This is a genomic window from Caulobacter sp. UNC358MFTsu5.1, from assembly GCF_000712075.1.
Taxonomy (GTDB): domain Bacteria; phylum Pseudomonadota; class Alphaproteobacteria; order Caulobacterales; family Caulobacteraceae; genus Caulobacter.
Genome location: NZ_JONW01000011.1, coordinates 263,712 through 288,389 on the forward strand (window position 1 = coordinate 263,712; position 24,678 = coordinate 288,389).

The 24,678-nt window shown below is 69.0% G+C and carries 18 protein-coding genes; 17 read left to right on the forward strand and 1 reads right to left on the reverse strand.

Translation table 11 applies throughout. From position 1 onward, the window contains the following. The first annotated feature begins 2 nt into the window (after positions 1–2). The 5 genes from BR39_RS0122340 to BR39_RS0122360 all read left to right on the forward strand — a co-directional run bounded on the left by BR39_RS0122340 (position 3) and on the right by BR39_RS0122360 (position 4,769). Positions 3–545: a hypothetical protein gene (locus BR39_RS0122340; RefSeq protein WP_029916336.1), complete on the forward strand. Its 543-nt coding sequence runs from the start codon at positions 3–5 to the stop codon at positions 543–545. 24 nt (positions 546–569) lie between these two features. After that, positions 570–1,949, forward strand: coding sequence for a PASTA domain-containing protein (locus BR39_RS26280; RefSeq protein ID WP_081916956.1), 1,380 nt, complete (start codon positions 570–572; stop codon positions 1,947–1,949). A 75-nt stretch (positions 1,950–2,024) separates the two neighbouring features. Then, positions 2,025–3,089, forward strand: a complete 1,065-nt coding sequence (locus tag BR39_RS0122350; RefSeq protein WP_029916341.1) for a PASTA domain-containing protein — start codon at positions 2,025–2,027, stop codon at positions 3,087–3,089. Between the two features lie 87 nt (positions 3,090–3,176). Then, positions 3,177–4,154 carry a hypothetical protein gene (locus BR39_RS0122355; RefSeq protein WP_029916349.1) on the forward strand — a complete coding sequence of 326 codons (978 nt, stop codon included), beginning with the start codon at positions 3,177–3,179 and terminating at the stop codon, positions 4,152–4,154. Positions 4,155–4,163: 9 nt separating this feature from the next. Then, complete coding sequence (locus BR39_RS0122360) at positions 4,164–4,769, forward strand: hypothetical protein (protein WP_029916351.1); 606 nt, start codon at positions 4,164–4,166, stop codon at positions 4,767–4,769. 7 nt (positions 4,770–4,776) lie between these two features. Here the strand turns inward: BR39_RS0122360 and BR39_RS0122365 are convergent, their stop codons facing one another. Next, on the reverse strand, positions 4,777–5,469 hold the full coding sequence (locus tag BR39_RS0122365; RefSeq protein WP_029916353.1) for a hypothetical protein: 693 nt from the start codon (positions 5,467–5,469) through the stop codon (positions 4,777–4,779). Positions 5,470–5,764: 295 nt separating this feature from the next. Here BR39_RS0122365 and BR39_RS0122375 point away from each other — a divergent pair, with 295 nt between their 5' ends. The 12 genes from BR39_RS0122375 (at position 5,765) to egtB (ending at position 24,607) form a co-directional block, all read left to right on the forward strand. Then, on the forward strand, positions 5,765–6,658 hold the full coding sequence (locus BR39_RS0122375) for a VacJ family lipoprotein (RefSeq protein ID WP_029916355.1): 894 nt from the start codon (positions 5,765–5,767) through the stop codon (positions 6,656–6,658). A 17-nt stretch (positions 6,659–6,675) separates the two neighbouring features. Continuing rightward, on the forward strand, positions 6,676–7,323 hold the full coding sequence (locus BR39_RS0122380; RefSeq protein WP_029916357.1) for a phospholipid-binding protein MlaC: 648 nt from the start codon (positions 6,676–6,678) through the stop codon (positions 7,321–7,323). 18 nt (positions 7,324–7,341) lie between these two features. Next, positions 7,342–7,857: an outer membrane lipid asymmetry maintenance protein MlaD gene (gene mlaD / locus BR39_RS0122385; RefSeq protein WP_029916359.1), complete on the forward strand. Its 516-nt coding sequence runs from the start codon at positions 7,342–7,344 to the stop codon at positions 7,855–7,857. Between the two features lies 1 nt (position 7,858). Beyond that, positions 7,859–8,665 carry an ABC transporter permease gene (locus tag BR39_RS0122390; protein WP_029916361.1) on the forward strand — a complete coding sequence of 269 codons (807 nt, stop codon included), beginning with the start codon at positions 7,859–7,861 and terminating at the stop codon, positions 8,663–8,665. Beyond that, complete coding sequence (locus BR39_RS0122395) at positions 8,662–9,426, forward strand: ABC transporter ATP-binding protein (RefSeq protein WP_029916363.1); 765 nt, start codon at positions 8,662–8,664, stop codon at positions 9,424–9,426. The genes BR39_RS0122390 and BR39_RS0122395 overlap by 4 nt, the downstream gene beginning before the upstream one ends. Positions 9,427–9,430: 4 nt before the next feature. Beyond that, positions 9,431–9,886 (forward strand): hypothetical protein, encoded by a 456-nt coding sequence (locus tag BR39_RS0122400; RefSeq protein ID WP_029916365.1) that lies wholly within the window; start codon positions 9,431–9,433, stop codon positions 9,884–9,886. 192 nt (positions 9,887–10,078) lie between these two features. Beyond that, positions 10,079–15,637 carry a HAMP domain-containing protein gene (locus BR39_RS0122405; RefSeq protein ID WP_029916367.1) on the forward strand — a complete coding sequence of 1,853 codons (5,559 nt, stop codon included), beginning with the start codon at positions 10,079–10,081 and terminating at the stop codon, positions 15,635–15,637. Further along, entirely contained in the window at positions 15,634–17,673 is a 2,040-nt protein-coding gene (locus BR39_RS0122410) for a response regulator (protein ID WP_029916369.1), read from the forward strand. Before BR39_RS0122405 ends, BR39_RS0122410 begins: the two co-directional genes overlap by 4 nt. 105 nt (positions 17,674–17,778) lie before the next feature. Beyond that, entirely contained in the window at positions 17,779–18,483 is a 705-nt protein-coding gene (locus BR39_RS0122415; protein ID WP_029916371.1) for a glutathione S-transferase N-terminal domain-containing protein, read from the forward strand. A 125-nt stretch (positions 18,484–18,608) separates the two neighbouring features. After that, the gene (locus BR39_RS25955; protein WP_051696031.1) at positions 18,609–21,818 is read left to right on the forward strand and encodes a PAS domain S-box protein; all 3,210 of its coding nucleotides are present in this window, start codon (positions 18,609–18,611) and stop codon (positions 21,816–21,818) included. A gap of 1 nt (position 21,819) precedes the next feature. Further along, positions 21,820–22,287: a response regulator transcription factor gene (locus BR39_RS25515; protein WP_035018869.1), complete on the forward strand. Its 468-nt coding sequence runs from the start codon at positions 21,820–21,822 to the stop codon at positions 22,285–22,287. A gap of 151 nt (positions 22,288–22,438) precedes the next feature. Continuing rightward, entirely contained in the window at positions 22,439–24,607 is a 2,169-nt protein-coding gene (gene egtB / locus BR39_RS0122430) for an ergothioneine biosynthesis protein EgtB (RefSeq protein ID WP_029916375.1), read from the forward strand. Positions 24,608–24,678 lie beyond the last annotated feature (71 nt).

Below are 24,678 nucleotides of genomic sequence, written 5' to 3' on the forward strand. Positions count from 1 at the left end.
CGATGGACCGCGCCCGCATCGCCCGCCTGCTGCCCGAGACCTACCAGTCCGCCATCGCGCCGAAGAAGCCGCTGGCGGCGACGCTGGAGGTGATGGAGATGCTGCAGGCGCCGGCCGAGAACGCCCTGGCGACCCTCGACGCCCACGTCGACCCGATGCGCGCGCCGCCGAACTTCGCCCTGATGCTGGCCCGCTGGCTGGACCTGGACCGCTATCTGGACTGGACCGGCGGACGCCCAGGCGAGGGCGCGCCGCGCTACGCCGCCGGGATGGGCCGCCTGCGGCTGCTGTGCCTGGAGGCGGCCGAGCTGGCGCGCTGGCGCGGCACTCGCCGGACCCTCGAACGCATCCTGACCGTGGCGACCGGGGTCTCCGGCTACGCCGTGGAGGAGAACCCGCCCGGGCCCAAAGGCGTCGCACGGTGCTTCCACCTGCGCGTCGTCGCCCCGGCAGCCGCACGGCCTTTGGCCGATCTAGTGCGTCGGATCGTCGACGAAGAGCGTCCCGCCTACACGACCTACGAAATCGAATTTTCTGCAGCCTGATCGCGAGCACGAGGACGAACGCCCATGCCGAGTTTCGAGATTCCGGACGGCCCCACGACCGTAGCCCTGAAGACGGAGGCCGGCTTCCACAAGGGCAACGCCGTGTTCAACGTCACCAACAAGACCGGGGAGGGGCTGACCGCCCGGTTCAGCGTGCAGATCCAGGGCGCCGGCAAGGCCGAATGGTATCAGATCCAGGGCGAACCCGAGCGGCCCGTTGCCGCCGGCGAGACCCAGACGGTCACGGTGCTGGCGAAGATCCCCGCCGCGACGCCGGCCGGCCAGCATCGGATCAAGCTGCGGGCCACCAACGTCAACGACCCGGACAACGACAGCACCGACAGCACCGCCGCGGCCATCACGATCCCGGCGGTCGTCAAGCCGCAGGTCAAGAAGAAGCCGTTCCCGTGGTGGATCATCGCGGTGGCCGGCGGCGTGCTGGTGCTGGTGATCGGCGTGATCATCGCCGTCGTGGTCATGAGCGGCGGCTCCAAGGTCCCGAAGGTGATCGGGATGGACTACGCCTCCGCCGTCTCGGCCCTGAAGGACAAGGGCTACGGGGCCGAACCGGAGATCAGACAGGCGCCGCCCGGCAAGGAGCCCCTGGACAAGGTGTTCCTGCAGGACCCCGCGGCCGGCACGAAGGCCGATCCCAAGACGACCCGGGTCAAGCTGACCGTCGCGGGCGTGCCGACGGTCGCCGTGCCCGGCGTGACCGGGCTGGACTATCCCGACGCCGCCGCCGTGCTCGAGAAGGCCGGCTTCAAGGTCGGGCCGGCGATCGAGGAGGTCTCCAGCGACAAGACCCTGGGTCAGGTGTTCAAGCAGGAACCCGCGGCCGACGCGCAGGCAGATCCCGCGACGACCGAGGTCAAGCTGACCGTGGCCGTCGGCGAGACGGTGGCCGTGCCGAGCGTCGCCGGCAAGCCGCTGGTGGCCGCGCAGGCGCTGCTCGAGGATCGCGGCTTCAAGGTCACGTCGGCGGTCGGGAAGGCCTCCGGTCAACAGCCGGACTCCGTCCTGGTTCAGAATCCGGCCGGCGACACCAAGGCCCCCAAGGGCAGCGTCGTGGCCTTGACGACTGATCCCGGCGTGGTCGTGCCCAACCTGCTCAGCCCGCAGATCGGCGGGATCGCGGGCATCCAGGCGCTGAAGAACGCCGGGACCGACATCGGGTCGATCGGCTCCACCTGCGTGGGGACGCCCAACATGATCATGACCCAGAGCATCGAGCCGAAGACCAGGGTCGCCCTGGGCACCCGGGTGAACATCACGGTCGCCAGCGCCCAGGCGAACATCGCGTTCTGCCGGGCGATCGTGGACGCGAACATCCTGACCTACAGCACCCAGATGCGGTCGGTGAAGACGGTCGCGCCGACCACGCTGAGGACCCTGCCGAAGTGATCGCGCGCCGCGTCGCGGGCGCGAAGCCCGCGGCGCGGCGTCGACCGCAAGGACGTCGAACCCAAGGATCAGGACATGCCGAGTTTCGAGATTCCGGACGGACCGACCACCGTCGCCCTGAAGACCGAGGGCGGCTTCCACAAGGGCAGCGCCGTCTTCGGCGTCACCAACAAGACGGGCGAGGGCCTGACCGCGCGCTTCAGCGTCCAGGTCCAGGGCGAGGGCAAACCCGAGTGGTACCAGGTCCAGGGGGAATCGGAACGGCCGGTCGCGGCGGGCGAGAACCAGACCGTGACCGTGGTCGCCAAGATCCCGGCCGCGGCGCCGCCGGGCCAGCACCGGATCAAGTTGCGGGCCACCAACGTCAACGACCCCGACAACGACAGCACCGACAGCACGGCGGCGACGGTCACCGTGCCGGCCGCCGGCCCCGCGCCGCCGCCCAAGAAGCCGTTCCCGTGGTGGATCATCGCGGTGGCCGGCGGGGTGCTGGTCCTGGTGATCGCCGTGATCATCGCTGTCGTGGCGTTGGGCGGAGGGGGCAAGGTCCCGAACGTGGTCGGCCAACCCTATGCCGACGCCGTCAAAGCGCTGGACAAGGCCGGCTACAAGTCCGTCAAGCGGACCGACAAGGAAATCGACAAGGCCCCGGACACCGTGCTGGACCAGTCGCCCGCCGCCGACGTCAAGGCCAAGAAGAGCGAGACGATCCTGCTGACGGTGGCCATCCCCCTGCCGGCCGTCACACCCCCGCCGGAGGAACCCAAGGAGGAACCGCCGATCATCGAACCGGCCGAGGCCAATTGCGATCCGGCGGTCGGCGCCTGCATCGACGGCTTTGTCTGGCGCGGGGCCTGGCCCAACGACCGGGTCTGCGTCCCGCCCGAGTCCAGCTACCTGGCCCGTTTGGAGAACGGCCAGGCCGGCGCGCGCCGCAATCCGAACGGCGGTCCGTACGGTCCGGACACCTGTCTGATGGGCTATGTCTGGCGCGACGGCTACAACGGCGACCACGTCTGCGTCACCGGCGAGCGGCGCACCGTCGTGGCCCAGGAGAACGCGGCGGGTCCGTCCCGCTATCGCGCCTGCCGGCCCGAGCGGATCATCCCGAGAACCAAGGTCGCGTCGCCCGCGGGCTAGGCGTCCAAACCCCCGGACCCGCCCGGCGCGGGTCCGGCGATCGTGCAGGAGGGGGACCCGCTTCGGCGGGTCCGTAAGGAGTGCATCATGGAGCGGATCTTCTCTCTGGAGGCCATCCTCGGATCCCTGGCCTTCGGCGTGGCCGGGGCGCTGGTGGCCCTGATCGTGCGATTGGCCAAGGGCGACGGGAGCGCGGCGCTGTGGCGCGTGCTGGAGACCTTCCTCACCGCGACGCTCGGCGCCTTCCTGGCGCGGACCTTCATCAGCATCATGCTGAGCGTCGGCGGGGACTCGGACGCGGCGATCACCGTGACCAGCCTGCTGTTCTTCATCTGGCCGGGCGTGGTGAACCTGATCTCGCTGGGCTTCGGCCATCCCGTGATCGGCGTGGAGGCGCTGTTGTGGATCGCCCTGGTGGTCGGCGGGCTGGTGGGCCTGTTCGACGGCCTGTGGGCCACCCACAAATGGGCGGGCCTGGGCGCGCCGGCCTTCCTGCTGGACGTCACATGGGGGCTGGGCGGCAACACCAACGGCGTCCTGATGCACCTGATCAACTTCGCCTGGGGCGACCATGGCGACGGTCCCGACGAGAACCGCCACGACGCCCACCGCTACAAGCAGGGCTTCGCGGTGCGGTCGGGCTTCGCCTTCACCCAGGGCGCGGTGATGAGCAACACCGACGCCTGGGACCCGACGACGGACCTGTTCAAGCACGAGACGATCCACATCTGGCAGAACCGGCTGCTAGGGCCGTTCTTCTGGTTCTCCTATGTCGGCTGGATGCTGGTGACCCTGATCCCGGCCCTGATCGCCGGCCTGATCGATTCCAGCCGCCGGATCGGGGACGCGATCACCTGGTGGACCTATTTCGACAATCCCTGGGAGGTGATGGCCTACGGCATCGCCAACCCCACGGACCGGACCGGCCAGCGGTTCCTGGACGGCAGCGGCACGGTGACGGGCTGGGTCTGCTGGCCCTGGCCGCTGGCCATCGTCACCTCGGTGATCGGCGTGGCGGGACTGGGCGCCGCGTTCGTGGCCATCATGATGGCCGGTTATGGGTGAGCCGCGCCGATGAAGATCGTCATCATCATCCTGATCCTCATCGTCCTCGGCTTCGTCGTGGCGATCGGCGTGGCCGTCTACCGCGCCACCACGCCGCCCGCGCCGCCGTCGGCCCACGGGCCGCCCACGGACAGCAACGGCAATATCGACGAGGACGCCCTGGCGGACTGGGAGCCTCCGTCCATGGCCGCCGTCATGGGCAGCATCTCGCGTCCGTTCGCGCCGAAGCTGTTCAAGAAGGCCGAGGTGGTCGAATTCCCGGCCGGCGAGGACCGCCAGTCCCAGACCGTGTCCGTCCCGGCAGCCAATAAGGACATGCGAATGGCTCGTCTTCGACTGATCCAGGGGCGAGGCGCGGTCGCGACCTATACGGTCCTGGCGCCCGGGCAGGGGGAGACCAGCCCCCAGGCCGTGTGCCTGTGCGCCGAGAACACCCGCCTGGACGAGGACGAGGTCGACGACTGCGGGGACGCCTGGCGGAAGGTCCGGAGGTCCGGCGACCAGTTCCTCTGCCGCGCCAAGGACGACGACGTCTCGGCCGTGATCTATCGCTCGGGCGGCGTGATCGAGATCAAGCCCCTGGGCGACCAGCCGTTGGAGGTGACGGTGCGGTGACCCGCGTCTAGACCCGCACGGTCCGCAGCGCCGAGATCGTCGCCAGGATCGATCCGATCAGCAGGATCAACAGCCAGATCGCGCCGACGATGGCGATGATCAGCGCGCCGATGGCGTCGGTGATGCTGGCCAGGAAGCCCGGCGGGAAGTCGATCAGGAAGGCCAGCAGCAGGGTCGCACCGATCGAGACCGCGCTCAGGATGACGATGCCCTTGTTCTGCAGGAAGCGCTCGTGGGCCAGGATCAGCAGGATGCAGAAGGCGATCTTGAGGATCAGGATCAGGCCCAGGGTGGCGGTGGCCGCGCCCGTCGGGAAGTCGGCGAAGGCGGCGAAATAGGCGATGGTCCCGAACGGGATGGCCACCAGCAGGGTGACCATCAGGATCAGCAGCCCCAGGGCCGCCAGGGCCATGACGATCGCGCCCAGCAGGCCGAAGAAGGCGATCACCAGGGTGACGATGCCCTGGATCCGGCCGATCACGCTGCGGGACAGCAGGATGCCCAGGCCCATCAGGGCGACGGTGTAGAGCAGCAGGCCGTCGAGGACCGGCAGGTAGCGGATGCCCAGGCCCGGGGTCGAGGCCTCGAAGCCGGCCTGGTGCACGGCGTCCAGGATGAACGCCGACGCGCATTCGATCAGCAGGGCCACCAGCAGGACGAAGCCCGCCAGCCAGAAGAACGGCGCACGCAAACGGTCCATGGCTCGCCTCGCTTTGACGAGGAAGTCTGCCCAATCTCCACCATCGCGACAAGGTAAAGATCATGCGTCTCGAAAGTTGTGTTGAGCCAACCTTGGCCGGGCGTCACGATTTTGCACCATGGTTCAGCTTCCGTACGCGGATGACGTTCTGGGGGCCCTTAGCCCTTGCCTAGCTTCGAGCGGCGCCTACATGCCTCCTGCCGACGCCTGGCGAAACGCCAGGAGGATCGGTGGGTCGGCCACGAAGATACTGAAGAAAATGCAGGGCTTGAGCGTGAGTGTACGGACAGCGACCATGGCTCTGGCCGTGATCGCCGCTGGGGGGGTCTCGGCGGCGGCATCGTCGGCGCACGCCCGGGCCTCGGTCGAAACGCCCATCCCGCTGGTCGCCGCGCCGGACGCGGCGTCGGACATGGCGCAGATCGAGTACGATCCGCTCGAGGGCTTCAACCGGGGCAGCTACGCGTTCAGCATGGGTCTGGACCGCGCCGTTTTCCGGCCCGTCACGCACGGCTACATGGCGGTGACGCCGACGCCTGTCCGGCACCGGGTCAGCGCCTTCGTCTACAATCTGGGCGAACCGAGCACGTTCCTGAACGACGTCCTGCAGGGCAAGCCCAAGCGGGCAGGCCGGACCACGGCGCGGTTCGCGATCAACTCCACCGTCGGGGTGCTGGGCCTGTTCGATGTCGCCGCCGGCATGGGCATCCGCTCCCACGACGCCGACTTCGGCCAGACCTTCGGCCGCTACGGCGTCAAGCCCGGCCCCTATCTGTACGTGCCGGTGCTGGGCCCGCTGAACTTCCGCGACGGCGTCGGCCGGGTGTTCGACTTCTTCACCGACCCGATCGGCCTGGCGGGGCAGGGCTGGACCAGCCCGTTCGGCATCACGCGCCTGGTCACCCAGACGATCGACACCCGCGCCAACGCCGACCTGGCGTTCCGGGCGCTGGACCAGGCGGTCGATCCCTACGCCACCGCGCGCTCGGCCTATGGCCAGCACCGCGAGGCCCTGATCCGCGAGGCGACGGGCGCGGTGCAGGAACTGCCCGACTTCGACGACGTCCCGGCCGCGACCGATCCTGTCGCCCCGCCGCCCGAGACTTCGACCGTTCCCGCCGAATCCGCTACGCCCCAACCCGCCACGTCCGAGCCGGCCGCCCCCGCGGCCCCTCCCGAACCACAATAGATCCCCCGGATACGCCCATGACGAACGCCCATCCCACACGCCGCTTCGCCCAACTGGCCCTGGTCGCCCTGGTCGGCCTCGGCGTCATGACCCAGGCCGCCCCGGCCCTGGCGCAGGGCCAGCGCGAGCCGCAGGCCGAGCAGTTCGTCCAGACGCGGGCCCAGCGGGTGATCTCGGTCCTGGCCGACAAGAACCAGAGCGTGGCCCAGAAGAAGGCGACCTTCCACCAGGGCATCGACGAACTGGCCGACGTGCCGCGGATCACCAATTTCGTGCTGGGCAAGTACGCCCGCACCATCACGCCGGACCAGCGGACCCGCTTCGCGGCGGCGTTCCGCGTCTATGCCGAGAGCGTCTACCAGAACCGCATCAGCGATTATCACGGCGAGACCCTGAAGGTGACGGGCTCGACGGTGCGCAAGCCGGGCGACGTGATCGTCAACACCACGATCTCGGGCGGCCAGCTGGGCCAGCCGGTGCAGGTGTCCTGGCGGGTGCTGGGCGGCGGGACCGCGTGGAAGGTCGTCGACGTCCAGTTCAAGGGCGTGTGGCTGGCGATCACCCAGCAGCAGGATTTCGTTTCGACCATCGACAACGCCGGCGGCAACGTCGACGTGCTGATCAGCCAACTGCAGCGCGACGCCCAGCGTCCGGCGTCGCGATAAGAGCGGGGGACTCTGGACATGGGGTTGCGCGAACAATGGGCCGAGACCTTGATGGGTCTCCTCGTGCTCGTCCTGGCGGCGGGTTTCCTGGTCTATTCGCTGAGCGTCGGCGGCGTGGGCCGCAAGCCGGGCGGCTATGACGTCACGGCCAAGTTCGGCCAGGTCGGCTCCCTGGCGCCAGGCGCGGCGGTCAGCGTCGCGGGCGTGAAGGTGGGCACGGTTTCGGAAATCAAACTGGATCCCAAGACCTATCTGGCGGTGACCAAGCTGACCCTGGATCCGGACGTCAAGCTGCCCTCGGACTCCACCGCCAAGGTCACCAGCGACAGCCTGCTGGGCGGCGTCCACGTGGCGATCGCCCCCGGCGGCGCGCCCGACGACATCAAGCCCGGCGGCGAGATCGACAACACCCAGGGCGCGGTCGACCTGTTCGGCCTGATCGGCTCGGTGATGCGGCCCCAAGGGGGCGCCGCGCCGGCGGCCGGTGAGACGCCGCCCGCCGCGTCCGCCGCCACGGCTCCGGACAGCTACTGAGATGGCCGCGGTCCAAGCCGCGATCCCGGGCATCTTCAAGCCCCTGCGCACCATCGGGCGCTCGACCCTGGGCGCCCTGCGCATGGTGGGCGGGGTCGGGGTCTTCGCCGTGCGCGGCGTCGTCTCGGTGTTCACCCCGCCCTGGTTCCCGATCCAGCTGGTGCGCCAGCTGGCGGCCATCGGCTTCTTCTCCCTGCCGGTCGTCGGGCTGACGGCGATCTTCACCGGCGCGGCCCTGGGGCTGAACATCTATACCGGCGGCGGGCGCTTCAACGCCGAGCAGGTGATGCCGCAGATCGTCGCCCTGGGCATCACGCGCGAGCTGGGTCCCGTGCTGGCGGCCCTGATGCTGGCGGGACGGGTGTCGGCCGCCATCGCCGCCGAGATCGGGGCGATGCGGGCCACCGAGCAGATCGACGCCATGCGCACGTTGTCGACCGACCCGTTCCGCTACCTGGTCGCGCCGCGCCTGCTGGCCGCGACCCTGGTCCTGCCGCTGCTGACCCTGGTCGCCGACATCATCGGCGTGGCCGGCGGCTGGCTGGTGGCGGTGCGGATCCTGGACTTCAACTCGACGATCTACGTGCGCAACACGATGAATTTCATCCAGGGCTGGGACGTCGGTTCGGGCCTGATCAAGGCGGCCGTGTTCGGGTTCATCGTCGCCCTGATGGGGTGCTACCACGGCTACAACGCCAAGGGCGGCGCGCGGGGCGTAGGCCGGGCGACCACCCACGCGGTGGTGTCCTCGGCGATCCTGATCTTCGCCTCCGACTACTTCCTCACAACGCTGTTCACCGCCGCATGACCCAGACGCCGAAACTCGAATGGAAGGGCGTGCGCAAGCGCTTCGACGGTCCGGTCCTGGACGGGCTGGACCTGAGCGTCGCGGCGGGGAAGTCGCTGGTGATCATCGGCGGGTCCGGTCAGGGCAAGTCGGTGACCATCAAGGTCGCCATGGGCCTGGTGCGTCCCGACGCCGGCAAGGTGCTGGTCGATGGCGAGGACCTGCTGGGTATGGGCGGGGCGTCGCGCCGCAAGCTGTTCGAGCGCATCGGCGTATTGTTCCAGGGCGCGGCGCTGTTCGACAGCCTCAGCGTCTGGGAGAACGTCGCCTTCCGCCTGATCAACGCCGACGGCGTGCCCCGCAAGGAGGCCAAGGCGCGGGCGATCGAGGCCCTGGGCCGCGTCCACCTCGCCGCCCATGTCGCCGACTCCTATCCGTCGGAACTGTCGGGCGGCATGCAGAAGCGGGTCGGCCTGGCCCGGGCGGTGGTGGCCAATCCCGAGATCATCTTCTTCGACGAGCCGACCACGGGCCTGGACCCGATCACCTCGTCGGCGATCAACGAACTGATCGTCGAGCAGGTGAGGGGGCTGGGCTGCACCGCGGTGTCGATCACGCACGACCTGGCGTCGGCCCGCACGATCGGCGACGAGATCGCCATGCTGAACGCCGGCAAGATCATCTGGCGCGGGACCCCGGCCGAGCTCGACCGGACGGACAATCCCTATGTGCGCCAGTTCGTCGACGGCCGCGCGGACGGCCCGATGGCGAGCATGGTCTAGGACGATGGCGCACCGTGGGACGGCGACGGCCCTCCTGACCGCGCTGACGGTGGGCCTGGCCGGCGGCGCCCACGCCCAGGACTATGTCCGCGCCGACTGCCGGTCCCAGCTCGATCCGGCCGCCCTGCGGTTCGACACGGCGCTGCACCAGCGCTGGTACCGGCGGTTCTGGACCGGCGAGTGCGATCATCTGCCGATGTGCTTTGCCGGCTCCCCCAACTGGAACGACATCGTCGGCAAGCTGCTGATCCGCGGCGGGCCGGCCGAGCGGGCCGCGCTGCTGCCCAAGGCCTGCCGGCTGGGCCAGACGATCGGGTTGGAATGGGCCCGCGACAAGAAGGTCCGCCGCATCGACACTGGCGATCTCCACGTCTTCAAGAGCCAGCTGGAGGCCTCGGGCGACGCCCTGCGCGGCGTCGACAAGGTCGAAGCCTCGGTCCGCGCGAAGCTGGCCCGCTAGGCCGGTCGCGCACCGCCTTAAAAAGCTTCACCGTAAAGCGGAACCAAAGATTTGCCCCCGCGTTGGACCCGTTCGGGGGGTCATGAGGACCGGTCTAGGTTGTCGAGAGCGTGAACCGCTTCAAAAGCCTGGACCGTCGTCTCATTTAGCGCCGCCCACGTGATCGAACGTTTTCGACGTGGAGTATGTTCAATGCCGGCGGCACAGTCCAAAGCGCAGCAGCGCGGGCTCGACAACCACCAGCTCCTGGCCGCCCTGCGCGCCTTCCGGCGCGGCGATTTCTCGGTGCGACTGCCCACCGACCTGTCCGGTCTGGACGGTGAACTGGCCGAGGCGTTCAACGACGCCGTCAACCTGAACGATCAAATCAGCAAAGAGTTCGAACGCCTCGGCGACGTGGTCGGCAAGCAGGGCAAGATCAACCATCGCGCCCGTCTGCCGGGCGCCACGGGCTCTTGGGCGGCCAGCGTCGAGGCGGTCAACAACCTGATCACCGACATGGTCCACCCGACCGCCGAAATGGCCCGCGTGATCGGCGCCACCGCCAAGGGCGATCTTTCCCAGACCATGGACCTCGAGAACGAGGAACGCCCCCTGCGCGGCGAGTTCCTGCGCATCGGCAAGGTCGTGAACACCATGGTGGGCCAGCTGGGCTCGTTCGCCTCGGAAGTGACCCGCGTGGCGCGGGAAGTCGGCACCGAGGGCAAGCTGGGCGGCCAGGCGCAGGTGAAAGGCGTGGCCGGCACCTGGAAGGACCTGACCGACAACGTCAACCTGATGGCCGCCAACCTGACCGGCCAGGTCCGCAACATCGCCGAGGTGACCACCGCCGTCGCCAACGGCGACCTCTCGCGCAAGATCACCGTGGACGTGAAGGGCGAGGTGCTGGAGCTGAAGAACACCATCAACACCATGGTGGACCAGCTCAACAGCTTCGCCTCGGAAGTGACCCGCGTGGCCCGCGAAGTGGGTACGGAAGGCAAGCTGGGCGGCCAGGCCAACGTGAAGGGCGTGGCCGGCACCTGGAAGGAGCTGACTGACAACGTCAACCTGATGGCCGGCAACCTGACCGGCCAGGTCCGCAACATCGCCGAGGTGACCACCGCCGTGGCCCGCGGCGACCTTTCCCGCAAGATCACCGTGGACGTGAAGGGCGAGGTGCTGGAGCTGAAGTCGACCATCAACACCATGGTGGACCAGCTGAACGCCTTCGCCTCGGAAGTCACCCGCGTGGCCCGCGAAGTGGGTACGGAAGGCAAGCTGGGCGGCCAGGCCAACGTGAAAGGCGTCGCCGGCACCTGGAAGGACCTCACCGACAACGTCAACCTGATGGCCGGCAACCTGACCGGCCAGGTCCGCAACATCGCCGAGGTGACCACCGCCGTCGCCATGGGCGACCTCAGCAAGAAGATCACCGTCGACGTGCGCGGCGAGATCCTGGAGCTGAAGAACACCATCAACACCATGGTGGACCAGCTGAACTCGTTCAGCTCGGAAGTGACCCGCGTGGCCCGCGAAGTGGGTACCGAAGGCAAGCTGGGCGGTCAGGCGCAGGTGAAGGGCGTGGCCGGCACCTGGAAGGACCTGACCGACAACGTCAACTTCATGGCCGGCAACCTGACCGGCCAGGTCCGCAACATCGCCGAGGTGACCACCGCCGTCGCCAACGGTGACCTCTCCAAGAAGATCACCGTCGACGTGCGCGGCGAGATCCTGGAGCTGAAGAACACCATCAACGTCATGGTGGACCAGCTGAACGGCTTCGCCTCGGAAGTGACCCGCGTGGCCCGTGAAGTGGGTACGGAAGGCAAGCTGGGCGGTCAGGCGCAGGTGAAGGGCGTGGCCGGCACCTGGAAGGAGCTGACCGACAACGTCAACCTGATGGCCGGCAACCTGACGGGTCAGGTGCGGAACATCGCCGAGGTGACCACCGCCGTCGCCATGGGCGACCTCTCCAAGAAGATCACCGTCGACGTGCGCGGCGAGATCCTGGAGCTGAAGAACACCATCAACGTCATGGTGGACCAGCTGAACTCGTTCTCGTCGGAAGTGACCCGGGTGGCGCGGGAAGTCGGCACCGAAGGCAAGCTGGGCGGTCAGGCGCAGGTGAAAGGCGTGGCCGGCACCTGGAAGGACCTGACCGACAACGTCAACTTCATGGCCGCCAACCTGACCGGCCAGGTGCGTAACATCGCCGACGTCACCACCGCCGTCGCCAAGGGCGACCTCTCCAAGAAGATCACCGTCGACGTGAAGGGCGAGATCCTGGAGCTGAAGTCGACCATCAACGTCATGGTGGACCAGCTGAACGGCTTCGCCTCGGAAGTGACCCGCGTGGCCCGGGAAGTCGGCACGGAAGGCAAGCTGGGCGGCCAGGCCCAGGTGCCCGGCGTGGCCGGCACCTGGAAGGACCTGACCGACAACGTCAACATGATGGCCGCCAACCTGACCGGCCAGGTGCGGAACATCGCCGACGTCGTGACCGCCGTCGCCCAGGGCAACCTGAAGCGCAAGCTGACCCTGGACGCCAAGGGCGAGATCGCCTCGCTGGCCGACACCATCAACGGCATGATCGAGACCCTGGCCACCTTCGCCGACCAGGTGACCAACGTGGCCCGCGAAGTGGGTTCGGAAGGCAAGCTGGGCGGCCAGGCCCGGGTGCCCGGCGCCGCCGGCCTGTGGCGCGACCTGACCGACAACGTCAACGAACTGGCCGCCAACCTGACCACCCAGGTCCGTGCCATCGCCGAGGTGTCCACCGCCGTGACCAAGGGCGACCTGACGCGGTCGATCACCGTGGAGGCGTCGGGGGAAGTCGCAGCCCTGAAGGACAACATCAACGAGATGATCCGGAACCTGAAGGATCAGACGTTGAAGAACACCGAGCAGGACTGGCTGAAGACCAACCTGGCCCGGTTCAGCCGCATGCTGCAGGGCGAGCGCGACCTGTCGACCGTGTCGAACCTGGTGCTGTCGGAGCTGGCCCCGCTGATCAACGCCCAGCACGGGGTGTTCTACGTCTCCGACCACGACGTGAACGGCGAGCCGGTGCTGAACCTGGCCGCCAGCTACGCCTCCAACCCGGGCGACCGGCCGCCGGCCCGCCTGCGCCAGCGCGAGGGCCTGATCGGCCAGTGCGCGGCCGAGCGCCAGCGCATCCTGCTGACCAACGTCCCGTCCGAATACATCAAGATCAGTTCGGGTCTGGGCGAGGCCTCGCCGCAGAACATCATCGTCCTGCCCGCCCTATTTGAAGGCGAGCTGAAGGCGGTGATCGAGCTGGCCACCTTCGGGACCTTCAACGAGACCCAGCAGGCCTTCCTCGACCAGCTGATGGAATCCATCGGCATCGTGCTGTCGACCATCGCCGCCAACATGCGGACCGAAGGCCTGCTCGAGCAGTCCCAGCTGCTGACCGCCGAACTCCAGGCCCAGCAGGAGGAGCTGAAGAAGACCAACGACCGCCTGGAACTGCAGGCCGCGTCGCTGCGGCAATCGGAAGAACTGCTGCGCTCCAAGCAGGACGAACTGCAGCAGACCAACGCCGAGCTGGAGGACAAGGCGGTCCTGCTGTCGGCTCAGAACAAGCAGGTGGAAGCCAAGAACGCCGAGGTCGAGCAGGCCAAGGCGGCGCTGGAGGAGAAGGCCGAACAGCTGGCCCTGACCTCGAAGTACAAGTCCGAATTCCTGGCCAACATGTCCCACGAGCTGCGCACGCCGCTCAACAGCCTGCTGATCCTGTCCAAGATGCTCAGCGAGAACGCGCAGGGGAACCTCAGCGCCAAGCAGGTGGAGTTCGCCCGCAACATCCACAGCGCCGGCGCCGACCTGCTGGGCCTGATCAACGACATCCTGGACCTGTCGAAGATCGAGAGCGGCACCGTCACCCTCGACATCGGCGAGATGTCGTTCGCCAGCCTCCGCGACCAGACCGACCGCACCTTCTCGCAGCTGGCCCAGGACAAGAAGCTGGACTTCTTCATCAACATCGACCCGGCCCTGCCGCGCTCGATGTACACCGACGACAAGCGCCTGCAGCAGGTGATCAAGAACCTGCTGTCCAACGCCTTCAAGTTCACCCAGGCCGGCTCGGTGCGCCTGTCGATCGCCCGCGCCGAGGACGGCTGGGCCCTGGGCAACGACCACCTCAACAAGGCCGGCCAGGTGCTGGCCTTCTCGGTCGAGGACACTGGGATCGGCATCCCCGAGGACAAGCAGCGGATCATCTTCGAGGCCTTCCAGCAGGCCGACGGCACCACTAGCCGCAAGTACGGCGGCACGGGCCTGGGCCTGTCGATCAGCCGCGAGATCACCCGCCTGCTGGGCGGTGAGCTGCGGGTTGTCTCGACCCCCGGGCAGGGCAGCACCTTCACCCTGTACCTGCCGCTGAACTTCAGCCCGTCGGCCCAGCCCCAACCCACCCAGCCGCTGCGTCCCGCCACCTCGCCGGTCCAGACCTTCCGTCTGTCGACGGCGGAGGCCGGATCGGTCGAACCGGCCGAGACCGTGGTGGACGACCGCGAGCAGATCGAGCCAGGCGACCCGGTGATCCTGATCGTCGAGGACGACACCCGCTTCGCCTCGATCCTGCTGTCGCTGGTCCGCGACGGCGGCTTCAAGGGCGTGGTGACCGGCGAGGGCTCGGCCGTGCCGTCCCTGGCCCGCCGCTTCTCGCCGGACGCCATCATGCTGGACATCGGCCTGCCCGACATGGACGGCCTGGCTTTGCTGGACCTGCTCAAGCGCACGCCCGATACCCGCCACATCCCCGTGCAGGTGATCTCGGCCGACGACCACGGCGGGCTCGGCCTGTCGATGGGCGCCTTCGGCTTCACCAGCAAGCCCGTGGAGCGCGAGGCCGTGGCCTCGACCCTGGAGAAGGTCAAGAAGCTGGTGGCCGAGACCGGCCGCGCTCCGATCCTGGTCGGCGGCGAGGGCCAGGCCGCCGACACGCTGCGCGAGGCGATCGGGGCCGTGAAGGTGGTTCCCGCCCTGGCCGACCTGCCGGACGAGGCCTTCGTCGAGGAGGGCGGCTGCCTGGTGATCGACGTCGGAGCCGGGCCGGTCGGACCGTTCATCGACACCCTCAAGCAGCGCGGGGCGGCGTCGGGGGTGGCGGTGCTCTACGCGCCCGACGACCTGGATCCCGAGGAGGATCGCCGGTTCCGCCTGGCGGTGTTCTCCGGCCTGGCCCGCCTGGCGCGCACGCCCGAGCAGCTGATCGACCACGTCACCATGTCGCTGCACGCGCCGCTGGACCGCCTGTCCAGCCCGGCCAAGGCGATGATCGCCCACAGCCGCCACGCAGACGCCGTCCTGACGGGGCTGACGGCGGTGGTCATCGACGACGACATCCGCAACATCTTCTCGCTGGCCAGCGCGCTGGAGGAATACGGCATCGAGCTGCGCTACGCCGAGAGCGGCCGCGAAGGCTTGGAGCTGCTCGACAGCCTGCCCTCGGTGGATATGGTGCTGGTCGACATCATGATGCCCGACATGGACGGGTACGAGACCATGCGTGAAATCCGGGCCCGACCGCGGTTCTCCGATCTGCCGGTGATCGCGGTCACCGCCAAGGCGATGAAGGGCGACCGCCAGAAGTGCATCCAGGCGGGCGCCTCGGACTACGTCTCCAAGCCCGTGGACATCGACCAGCTGATCTCGGTCCTGCGGGTCTCGGTCCAGCGCACGGACGCCCAGCGCCTGGCCGGAGACAACGTCGTCGCCATCCACAGCACCGCAGCGCAATGACCGTACCCGCGGTAAAGCATCAGGCGACCCCGCCGCCCGAGGACCGACCAAGGACGAGGATCCTCATCGTCGATGACGACGAGCGCAACGCGTTCGCCGCGATCCAGGCGCTGGAGACCCTGGGCCAGGAGCTGGTCGTCGCCCGGTCGGGCGAGGAGGCGCTGCGACGCCTGCTGGTAGACGACTTCGCGGTGATCCTGCTGGACCTGCACATGCCGGGCATGGACGGCTACGAGACCGCCGAGCTGATCCGCCAGCGGCGGCGCAACCGCGACGTGCCGATCGTCTTCCTGACGGCGGTGTTCCGCGACGAGGCCCACATCTTCAAGGCCTATTCGGCGGGGGCCGTCGACGTGGTGTTCAAGCCGGTCGATCCCTTCATCCTGCGCTCCAAGGTGCAGGTGCTGGTCGACCTGCACATCAAGACCCTGGAGCTGGAACAGCAGTCGGAGAGCCGCCGCCTGCTGATCGAGGAGAACGCCCGCATCCACGCCGAGAAGCTGGCCGCGGAGCGGGCCCTGCGGAGCACCCAGGAGCGCCAGGAGGCGATCCTCCGCGCCCTGCCGGTGGTGTTCCATTCGCGCACGGCCGACGCGCCCTACGAGCCGCTGTTCGTCGGCGGCAACGTGATCGAGCTGACCGGCTTCTCCGCCGAGGATTTCCTGGCCTCGGCCGAGTTCGGCATCAGCCGGGTCCATCCGGACGACGTCGACATCGTGGTGCGCGCCCAGGCCGAGGCCCGCAAGTCCGGTTCCTACGCCTGCGAGTACCGCTGGCAGTGCGCCGACGGGTCGTACCGGTCGCTGATCGACCAGGGCGTGCTGGCCCAGGACGAGGAGAGCGGCCGGCAGGTGGTGTTCGGCACGCTGCTGGACAACACCGAGCGCCGGGGGCTGGAGGAGCAGCTGAGCCATGCCCGCAAGATGGAGGCCGTGGGCCAGCTGACCGGCGGCGTCGCCCACGATTTCAACAACTTGCTGACGGTTGTTCTGGGCAATATCGAGCTGATCAAGCGTCGGACCGGCGACCAGCACGAGCTGGCCCGGCAGATCGACGCCGTGCGGTTGGCGGCCGAGAAGGGCGGGGCCCTGACCCGCCAGTTGCTGGCGTTCTCGCGCCGCCAGCGCCTCAATCCCCTGACCGTCGACCTCAACGTCCTGATCTCCGACTTCGCGCCGCTGCTGCGCCAGGCGGTCGGCGAAGCGGTCAGCATCGAGCTGAGCCTGGCGGCCGAGGCGCTGCCCGCCCACCTCGACCCCGCCCAGTTCGAGAGCGCCCTGCTGAACCTGGCGGTCAACGCCCGCGACGCGATGGAAGGCGGGGGTCTGCTGTCGATCTCCACCAAGTCGACCGGCGGGGACGATCCCCGGATCCTGGTGATGGTGCGCGACACCGGCCAGGGCATGGACGCCGACGTGGCCTCCCGCATCTTCGAGCCGTTCTTCACCACCAAGGAGATCGGCAAGGGGTCGGGCCTGGGCCTGTCCCAGGTCTACGGCTTCGTCCGGCAGTCGGGCGGCGAGGTCACGGTGACCAGCGCGCCGGGGGAGGGCGCGGTGTTCGAGGTTTCCCTGCCGCTGAGCCAGGCGGCGCTGAGCCAGCGCGGCGGCGGCGACGAGACGACCGAGGCGGCCCGCGGCTCGGAACGGGTGCTGGTGGTCGAGGACGATCCGGCGGTGCTGGCCATGGCGGTCGAGACGCTGGAGGGGCTGGGCTATCAGGTCACCACGGCCGACACGGCCGCGGCCGCTCTGAAGCGCCTGAAGAGCCGCAAGGCGTTCGACCTGCTGTTCTCCGACGTGGTCATGCCCGGCGGCGTCAACGGCGTCGAGCTGGCCCACGCCGCGCTCAAGGTACGGCCCGAGCTGAAGGTCCTGCTGACCTCCGGCTATGTGGGCGACGAGGCGGCGTCCTGGGCCAACGAATTCCCGATGATCGACAAGCCCTATCTGGGCCCGGCCCTGGCGGCCAAGGTCCGCGTCGTGCTGGACGCCGAGGTCCCCGCCAAGGCCCCCGCCAAGGCTCAACGCGGCTGAGGGGCGAGGCTTTCGACGGGCGGCGCCTTGTCGTCGCGCCGAGCGAGACCATCTGACAAGCTCGGCCGCGCCGGCAGTGGCGGCCTTTTGCTTTCGGAGCCGACGATGACCGATCTCTCAGCCTTCCCGATCACCAAGCGCTGGCCGGCCCAGCATCCCGACCGCCTGCAGCTCTACAGCCTGCCCACGCCGAACGGGGTCAAGGTGTCGATCATGCTGGAGGAGATCGGCCTGCCGTACGAGCCGCACACCATCGACATCGGCAAGAACGAGACCTGGGGACCGGAATTCCTGTCGCTGAACCCCAACGGCAAGATCCCCGCCATCATCGATCCCGACGGCCCCGACGGTAAGCCGCTGGGCCTGTTCGAGTCCGGCGCGATCCTGGTCTATCTGGCGGAGAAGACCGGTAAGTTCCTGCCCAAGGACCCGGCCCGGCGCTACGAGACCATGGCCTGGGTGTTCTTCCAGATGGCCGCCGTCGGCCCGATGTTCGGCCAGGTCGGCTTCTTCCACAAGTTCGCGGGCAAGGACTACGAGGATAAGCGGCCGCGCGATCGCTACGTCGCCGAATCCAAGCGCCTGCTGGGCGTCCTGGAGACCCGCCTGGCCGACCGCGACTGGATCATGGGCGACGAGTACACCATCGCCGACATCGCCACCCTCGGCTGGGTGCGCAACCTGGTCGGCTTCTACGGCGCGGGCGATCTGGTCGACTACGCCAGCCTCAAGCACGTGCCGGCCTGGCTGGAGCGGGGCCTCGCCCGTCCGGCCGTCCAGCGCGGCCTGGAAATCCCCAAGCGCCCCTGACGGGTTTCCACCGCCGCCGGGTTCCGGCCCGGCGGTGGTTCCCGACGCCCCGCGCGCGATTGTCGCGGTCGCCTTAACGGGTTTTGCGGACCTTTGGGCCCATGCTGAGGCCTCGGAGGCTCAGTATGAACCACAACGAAGCGAGGCGTATCCGGGCGCTCCAGAGCTACGGCGTGCTGGACACGTCGCCCGACGCCGCTTTCGATCGCGTGACCCAGCTGGCGTGCGACCTGTTCGACGCGCCCATCGGCCTGGTCTCGCTGATCGACGAAGAGCGCCAGTGGTTCAAGTCGCGCCAGGGGCTGACGGATTGCTCGACGCCGCGCAGCGAGGCGTTCTGCAGCGTGGCCATCGAGCAAGGCCCCGGCGCGGTGATGATCGTCGAGGACGCCACGCTGGACCGGCGTTTCGCCCACTATCCCTCGGTGGTCGGCGACATGGGCGTGCGCTTCTATGTCGGCGCCGTGCTGACCTCGCCGGAGGGCTACAATCTCGGCACGCTCTGCATCATCGACACCAAGCCCCGCCCGCGTCCCACCGACCGCGAGCTGGACCGCCTGCGGACCCTGGCGCGCATCATCGTCGACGAGCTGGAGCGGATGCGCGTCAACCGCGTGCGCTGGGAGCAGGCGCGCCTGCTGAAGCTGGCCGAGACCATGTCGGGCGTCGCGCACTGGCGCTACGACCTCGTGACCGGCGAGGTCTACTGGTCGGACCTGCTCTATGAGATCCGGGGCGCGGACCGCCGGACCTACGTCCCCACCTTCCAGTCGGGCCTGGAGGCGTTCCATCCGGACGACCAGGCGCTGGTCGCCGACCGGCTGGCCGAGGCGATCGCCAGCAAGACGACCTCCAGCTTCCAGGCGCGGATGATCCGGCCGGACGGCGAGGCGCGGGTGGTCCAGTCCAAGGCCGGTTGCGAGCTGGACGAGCACGGCCAGGTCGTCGCCCTGATCGGCCTGTTCCAGGACGTGACCGACCAGGTCCGCAATCTGGAGAACCTGACCGCCAGCGAGGCGCGCTACCGGCTCCTGGCCGAGAACACCTCGGACGTCATCGTCCGCTGCGCCCTCGACGGGACGCTGCTCTACGTCTCGCCCGCCTGCCGGACGATGGGCTACGAGCCCGAGGACCTGGTCGGCACGCCGTACGACCGGCTGGTGCATCCGGACGACCGGGAACGCCTGATCGCCAATTCCAGGCCGCTGTTCACGGGCTCGGTTCCCGATCTGCTGGCCAACCGGCAGCACCGCTATCAGGCCGCCGACGGCCGCTGGGTCTGGTTCGAGGGCAATCCCCATATCGTCCGGGACGCGCAGGGGCAGGCGAGGGAGATCGTCAACGTCTTCCGCAACATCACCGAGCGGAAGGAACAGCTGGAGCTGTTCGAGAACGCCTTCGAGCATGCGCCGATCGGCAAGTGCCTGGTCGGGCTGGACGGGACCTTCCTGAAGGTCAATCCGATGCTGTGCGAGATGGTGGGCTACAGCCGCGAGGAGATGCTGGCGCTGAACTTCCAGGCCATCACCCACCCCGACGACCTGGACGCCGATCTCAGCCTGGTGGAGGACCTCTACAACGGCCGGATCTCCACCTATCGGATGGACAAGCGCTACATCCGCAAGGACGGCTCGATCATCTGGATCCAGCTGGCGGTGTCGCGGGTCGACAATCCCGACGGCTCGCCCCGCTATTTCATCTCGCAGATCGAGGACCTGACCGCGCGGCGGGCGGCCGAGGCGGCGCTGAAGGACAGCGAGGCCCGCTATCGCCTGATGGCCGAGAACACCACCGACATGATCCTGACGGCCGGCCTGGACGGCAAGATCACGTTCGTGGCCGCCTCCTGCCAGGAGGTGACCGGCTACGCGCCGGCCGAGGTGATCGGGCGCGGCGCCGCCGACCTGGCCCACCCGGAGGAGCGCGTGCGCGTGCGCCGGGTCTATCGCAACCTGCTGAAGGGCGGCTCGGCCGGGCGCGTCCGCTGGCGGGTCTCGCACAAGACCGCCGGCCGCGAGGTCTGGCTGGAATCCAACCCTTCGCTGCTGCGCGATCCCGCCACGGACGCACCCACCGGCTTCCTCGACGTGATCCGCGACGTGACCGCCCAGGTCGATCAGGAGGAGGCGCTGGCCGCCGCCCGCGCCGAGGCCGAGGCGGCCGCGGTCGTGAAGGGCGAGTTCATGGCCAATATGAGCCACGAGATCCGCACGCCGCTGACGGCGGTCATCGGCTTCTCGGGGCTGCTGTCCCAGCGCCCCGAGCTGGACGAGGTATCCCAACGCTATGTGCAGCGCGTGTCGAGCGCGGGCCAGGCGCTGCTGGCGATCGTCAACGACGTGCTCGACTTCTCCAAGCTCGAGGCCGGCCAGGTCGAGATCACGCCCCGCGCGGTCTCGCCGCTGACGCTGGCCCAGGACGCCCTGGCCCTGTTCGCGCCCCAGGCCGACGACAAGGGCCTGTGGCTGGAATGCCAGGCGGAGGGCGAGCTGCCCGAGCGGGTGATGATCGATCCGGACCGCGTCCGCCAGGTGTTGCTCAACCTGGTGGGCAACGCGGTCAAGTTCACCCGGCAGGGCGCCGTGCGCCTGTTCGTCGCCTACGACCCGGACGCGGCCCGGCTGCGGATGCGGGTGGAGGACACCGGCGAGGGCATGAGCGTCGAGCAGCAGACCAAGCTGTTCCAGCGCTTCTCCCAGGTCGACGCGTCGTCCACCCGCCGGCATGGCGGCACCGGCCTGGGGCTGGCCATCTGCAAGGGCCTGACCGAGGCCATGGGCGGCGGCATCGCCGTGAGCAGCACGCTCGGGGAGGGGGCGGTGTTCAGCTTCCACATCGCCGCGGAACGGGCGACCGGCCTGGGCGGCGAGGCGCCCGCGCTGGAGCCCGTGGCGGAGGCGGGGCGGCGTCTGGACGGGGTCCGGGTGCTGGTGGTCGACGACAACTTCGTCAATCGCGAACTGGCGCGCACCGTGCTGGAGCACATGGGGGCCGAGGTCGCCGAGGCGGGCGACGGCCGCGCCGCGCTCGAGGCGGCGGCCCTGGAGCCGTTCGACTGCATCCTGATGGACCTGCGGATGCCCGGACTTTCCGGGATCGACGCCCTCTGCGAGATCCGCGACACGCCGGGCCCCAACCAGGACGTGCCGATCCTGGCCTTCACGGCGGAAACCGACCTCAACCTGCTGGACCTGGACCACGGCTTCGACGGCCTGGTGTCCAAGCCCATCATGGCGGTCGATCTGGTGGAGGCCGTGGACCGGTTCACGCGCTGGGACGGCGTCCCCGACGACTTGGGCGGCGACCTCGACCTGGCCGATCTCGCGGAGGCGTGAGGTGGGCCGCACGCGTATCCTGATCGTCGAGGATGATCCGATCATCCTCGACCTGATCACCACCCGCCTCGATATCGCGGGCTACGACACCTATTTCGCCCGCGACGGCTTCGAAGGCCTCAAGCGGCTGCACGAGCTGCGGCCGTCGGCCCTGGTGCTGGACATCAACATGCCCCGGCTCGACGGCTTCGGCGTGCTGCGCAAGATGCGCCAGGAGGGTCTGAACACCCCGACCATGGTGCTGACCGCCCGCAACCAGCCCGACGACGTCAAGCAGGCCATCACCCTGGGCGCGCGGGACTTCCTGGCCAAGCCGTTCAAGGACGAACAACTGCTGCAGCGGGTGGGGCGGCTGCTGCGCAAGGCGCCGGCCAGACCGGTCAGGGCGACCAAATCCGCGCCGGAACCCGAGAGGCCGCCGCCCGTGATGCTGCCCATCGACGACGGTCCCGAGCCCTTCCTGCTCTGAGCTGGCGCGGTCGAGGGCGACGGTCTTCGACCGTCGTTCACTTTTTATTCCAGGCGCCGCTTGAACCGCGAGGGGGGAACACTCAAGTTGCTTATTCGTTGAGCTCATCGGGCGGCGCAAGCTCCCCGAGGCAGGGCCGCCAGGAGAGCGCATGAGTCCCGACGATACCCCTGCACGCGAGGCTTCGGAGGCCCGCGCCATCGCCCTGGTCGATCGCTATCTGGCGGTCCGGCGGCGCACCGAGGCCCTGGCCAAGCCGCTTTCCCCTGAGGATCAGGGCGCGCAGTCGATGCCCGACGCCAGCCCGGTCAAATGGCATCGGGCCCATACGGCCTGGTTCTTCGAGACCTTCCTGCTGACGCCCTTCCTGCCGGGCTATCGGGTGTTCGACCCGGCCTTCGCCTATCTGTTCAATTCCTATTACGAGGCCGTCGGGCCCCGTCAGCCGCGGCCCCTCCGCGGCCTGGTCACCCGGCCTTCGGCCGACGAGGTCGGGGCCTATCGCGCCCATGTCGACGCGGCCATGGTCCGGCTGCTGACCACCGCGCCGACGGCCGAGGTGATCGAGCGCCTCGACCTGGGCCTGGCCCACGAGGAGCAGCACCAGGAGCTGATCCTGATGGACCTGCTGCACCTGTTCGCCCAGTCGCCGCTGCAGCCGGCCTATCGCGACGCGGCCCCGCCCGAGCGCCCGGTCGCCGGCGCCGTCCGCTACCTGGCCTTCGAGGGCGGGCTGGTCGAGATCGGCGACGCCGGTCCCGGCTTCGCCTTCGACAACGAGCGGCCGCGCCACAAGGTCCATCTGGAACCCTATCGCCTGGCCGACCGCCTGGTGACCAACGGCGAGTGGCTGGCCTTCATCGAGGACGGCGGCTATCGCCGGGCCGACCTGTGGCTGTCCGACGGCTGGGCCGCGGTCAACGAGCAGGCCTGGGAAGCGCCGCTCTACTGGCGGCGGGAGGAGGGCGGCGCGTGGTCGGTGATGACCCTGTCGGGCCGTCGTCCCGTCGATCCCCACGCGCCGGTGGGCCATGTCAGCTACTACGAGGCCGCCGCCTTCGCCGCCTGGTGCGGCCGCCGGCTGCCGACCGAGGCCGAGTGGGAGGCCGCCGTCACGGCCTCGGAAGGCCAGGCACTGCGCCAGACGTCCGACGAGGCCTGGCAGTGGACCGCCAGCCCCTATGTGGCCTATCCCGGCTTCAAGCCCGGTGCGGGCGCGCTGGGCGAGTACAACGGCAAGTTCATGATCAACCAGATGGTCCTGCGGGGCGGGGCGGCCGAAAGCCCGCCCGGCCATACGCGGCCGTCGTACCGCAACTTCTTCCATCCGGCCCAGCGCTGGGCCTTCACGGGCGTGCGCCTGGCCGACGACGCCAGCACGTCGGACCGCGAGACCCTCCAGGCCTCCACCTTCCTGGACGACGCCCTGGCCGGTCTGACGGCCGCGCGGAAGACCCTGCCGGCCAAGTACTTCTACGACGCCGAGGGCTCGCGACTGTTCGAGGCGATCTGCGAGCTGCCGGAATACTATCCCACCCGCACCGAGACGGCGCTGCTGCGCCGCATCGCGCCCGAGATCGCCGCCCGGGTCATGGAGGGCGCGGCCCTGGTCGAGTTCGGCAGCGGGGCCAGCACCAAGACCCGTCTGCTGCTGGACGCCATGCCGCAGCTGGGCGTCTACGTCCCGATAGACATCAGCAAGTCGGCGCTGGACGAGGCCAGCGAGGCGCTGCGTCGCGACTATCCGGGCCTGATCGTCGCGCCGCTGGTCGACGACTTCACGCGCGCGGTCCGGCTGCCGGCGGCGGCGCGGGGACGGCCGGTGACCGGCTTCTTCCCGGGCTCGACGATCGGCAATTTCGCCCCGCCCGAGGCCGAGGACTTCCTGCGCGGCGCGCACGAGCTGCTGGGCGACGGCGCGATGTTCGTGGTTGGGGTGGATATCGCCAAGAGCCCGGACATCCTGGTGCCCGCCTATGACGACGCCCAGGGCGTGACGGCGGCCTTCAACAAGAACGTGCTGGCGCGGATCAACAGCGAGCTGGGCGGGAATTTCGACCTGGACGCCTTCGACCACCGGGCCGTCTGGAACGCCGAGGGAAGCCGCATGGAGATGCATCTGGTCAGCCGCATCGACCAGACCGCGCACCTGGCGGGGCGGGACATCCGTTTCGAGGCCGGTGAGACGATCCACACCGAGAACTCTTACAAGTATGCCCCGGAAATGTTCGTGGACCTGGCCCGGCGCGCGGGCTGGAAGGTCGCGGCGCGCTGGATCAGCGACAGCCCGAGCTTCGGTGTCTTCGCCCTGGCCGGCTGAGGCGGGCGGAATTCACATCGGAAAGCGGCCGCGGCCCCGACCCTCGAAAGGGCCGGGGCCGCGGCGCGCTT

Excerpts from the sequence above, each read along its gene's own strand:
- BR39_RS0122340 (WP_029916336.1), top strand. The coding sequence starts at position 3 with ATGGACCGCGCCCGCATCGCCCGCCTGCTGCCCGAGACCTACCAGTCC.
- BR39_RS26280 (WP_081916956.1), top strand. The coding sequence starts at position 570 with ATGCCGAGTTTCGAGATTCCGGACGGCCCCACGACCGTAGCCCTGAAG.
- BR39_RS0122350 (WP_029916341.1), top strand. The coding sequence starts at position 2,025 with ATGCCGAGTTTCGAGATTCCGGACGGACCGACCACCGTCGCCCTGAAG.
- BR39_RS0122355 (WP_029916349.1), top strand. The coding sequence starts at position 3,177 with ATGGAGCGGATCTTCTCTCTGGAGGCCATCCTCGGATCCCTGGCCTTC.
- BR39_RS0122360 (WP_029916351.1), top strand. The coding sequence starts at position 4,164 with ATGAAGATCGTCATCATCATCCTGATCCTCATCGTCCTCGGCTTCGTC.
- BR39_RS0122365 (WP_029916353.1), bottom strand. The coding sequence starts at position 5,469 with ATGGACCGTTTGCGTGCGCCGTTCTTCTGGCTGGCGGGCTTCGTCCTG.
- BR39_RS0122375 (WP_029916355.1), top strand. The coding sequence starts at position 5,765 with ATGGCTCTGGCCGTGATCGCCGCTGGGGGGGTCTCGGCGGCGGCATCG.
- BR39_RS0122380 (WP_029916357.1), top strand. The coding sequence starts at position 6,676 with ATGACGAACGCCCATCCCACACGCCGCTTCGCCCAACTGGCCCTGGTC.
- mlaD (WP_029916359.1), top strand. The coding sequence starts at position 7,342 with ATGGGGTTGCGCGAACAATGGGCCGAGACCTTGATGGGTCTCCTCGTG.
- BR39_RS0122390 (WP_029916361.1), top strand. The coding sequence starts at position 7,859 with ATGGCCGCGGTCCAAGCCGCGATCCCGGGCATCTTCAAGCCCCTGCGC.
- BR39_RS0122395 (WP_029916363.1), top strand. The coding sequence starts at position 8,662 with ATGACCCAGACGCCGAAACTCGAATGGAAGGGCGTGCGCAAGCGCTTC.
- BR39_RS0122400 (WP_029916365.1), top strand. The coding sequence starts at position 9,431 with ATGGCGCACCGTGGGACGGCGACGGCCCTCCTGACCGCGCTGACGGTG.
- BR39_RS0122405 (WP_029916367.1), top strand. The coding sequence starts at position 10,079 with ATGCCGGCGGCACAGTCCAAAGCGCAGCAGCGCGGGCTCGACAACCAC.
- BR39_RS0122410 (WP_029916369.1), top strand. The coding sequence starts at position 15,634 with ATGACCGTACCCGCGGTAAAGCATCAGGCGACCCCGCCGCCCGAGGAC.
- BR39_RS0122415 (WP_029916371.1), top strand. The coding sequence starts at position 17,779 with ATGACCGATCTCTCAGCCTTCCCGATCACCAAGCGCTGGCCGGCCCAG.
- BR39_RS25955 (WP_051696031.1), top strand. The coding sequence starts at position 18,609 with ATGAACCACAACGAAGCGAGGCGTATCCGGGCGCTCCAGAGCTACGGC.
- egtB (WP_029916375.1), top strand. The coding sequence starts at position 22,439 with ATGAGTCCCGACGATACCCCTGCACGCGAGGCTTCGGAGGCCCGCGCC.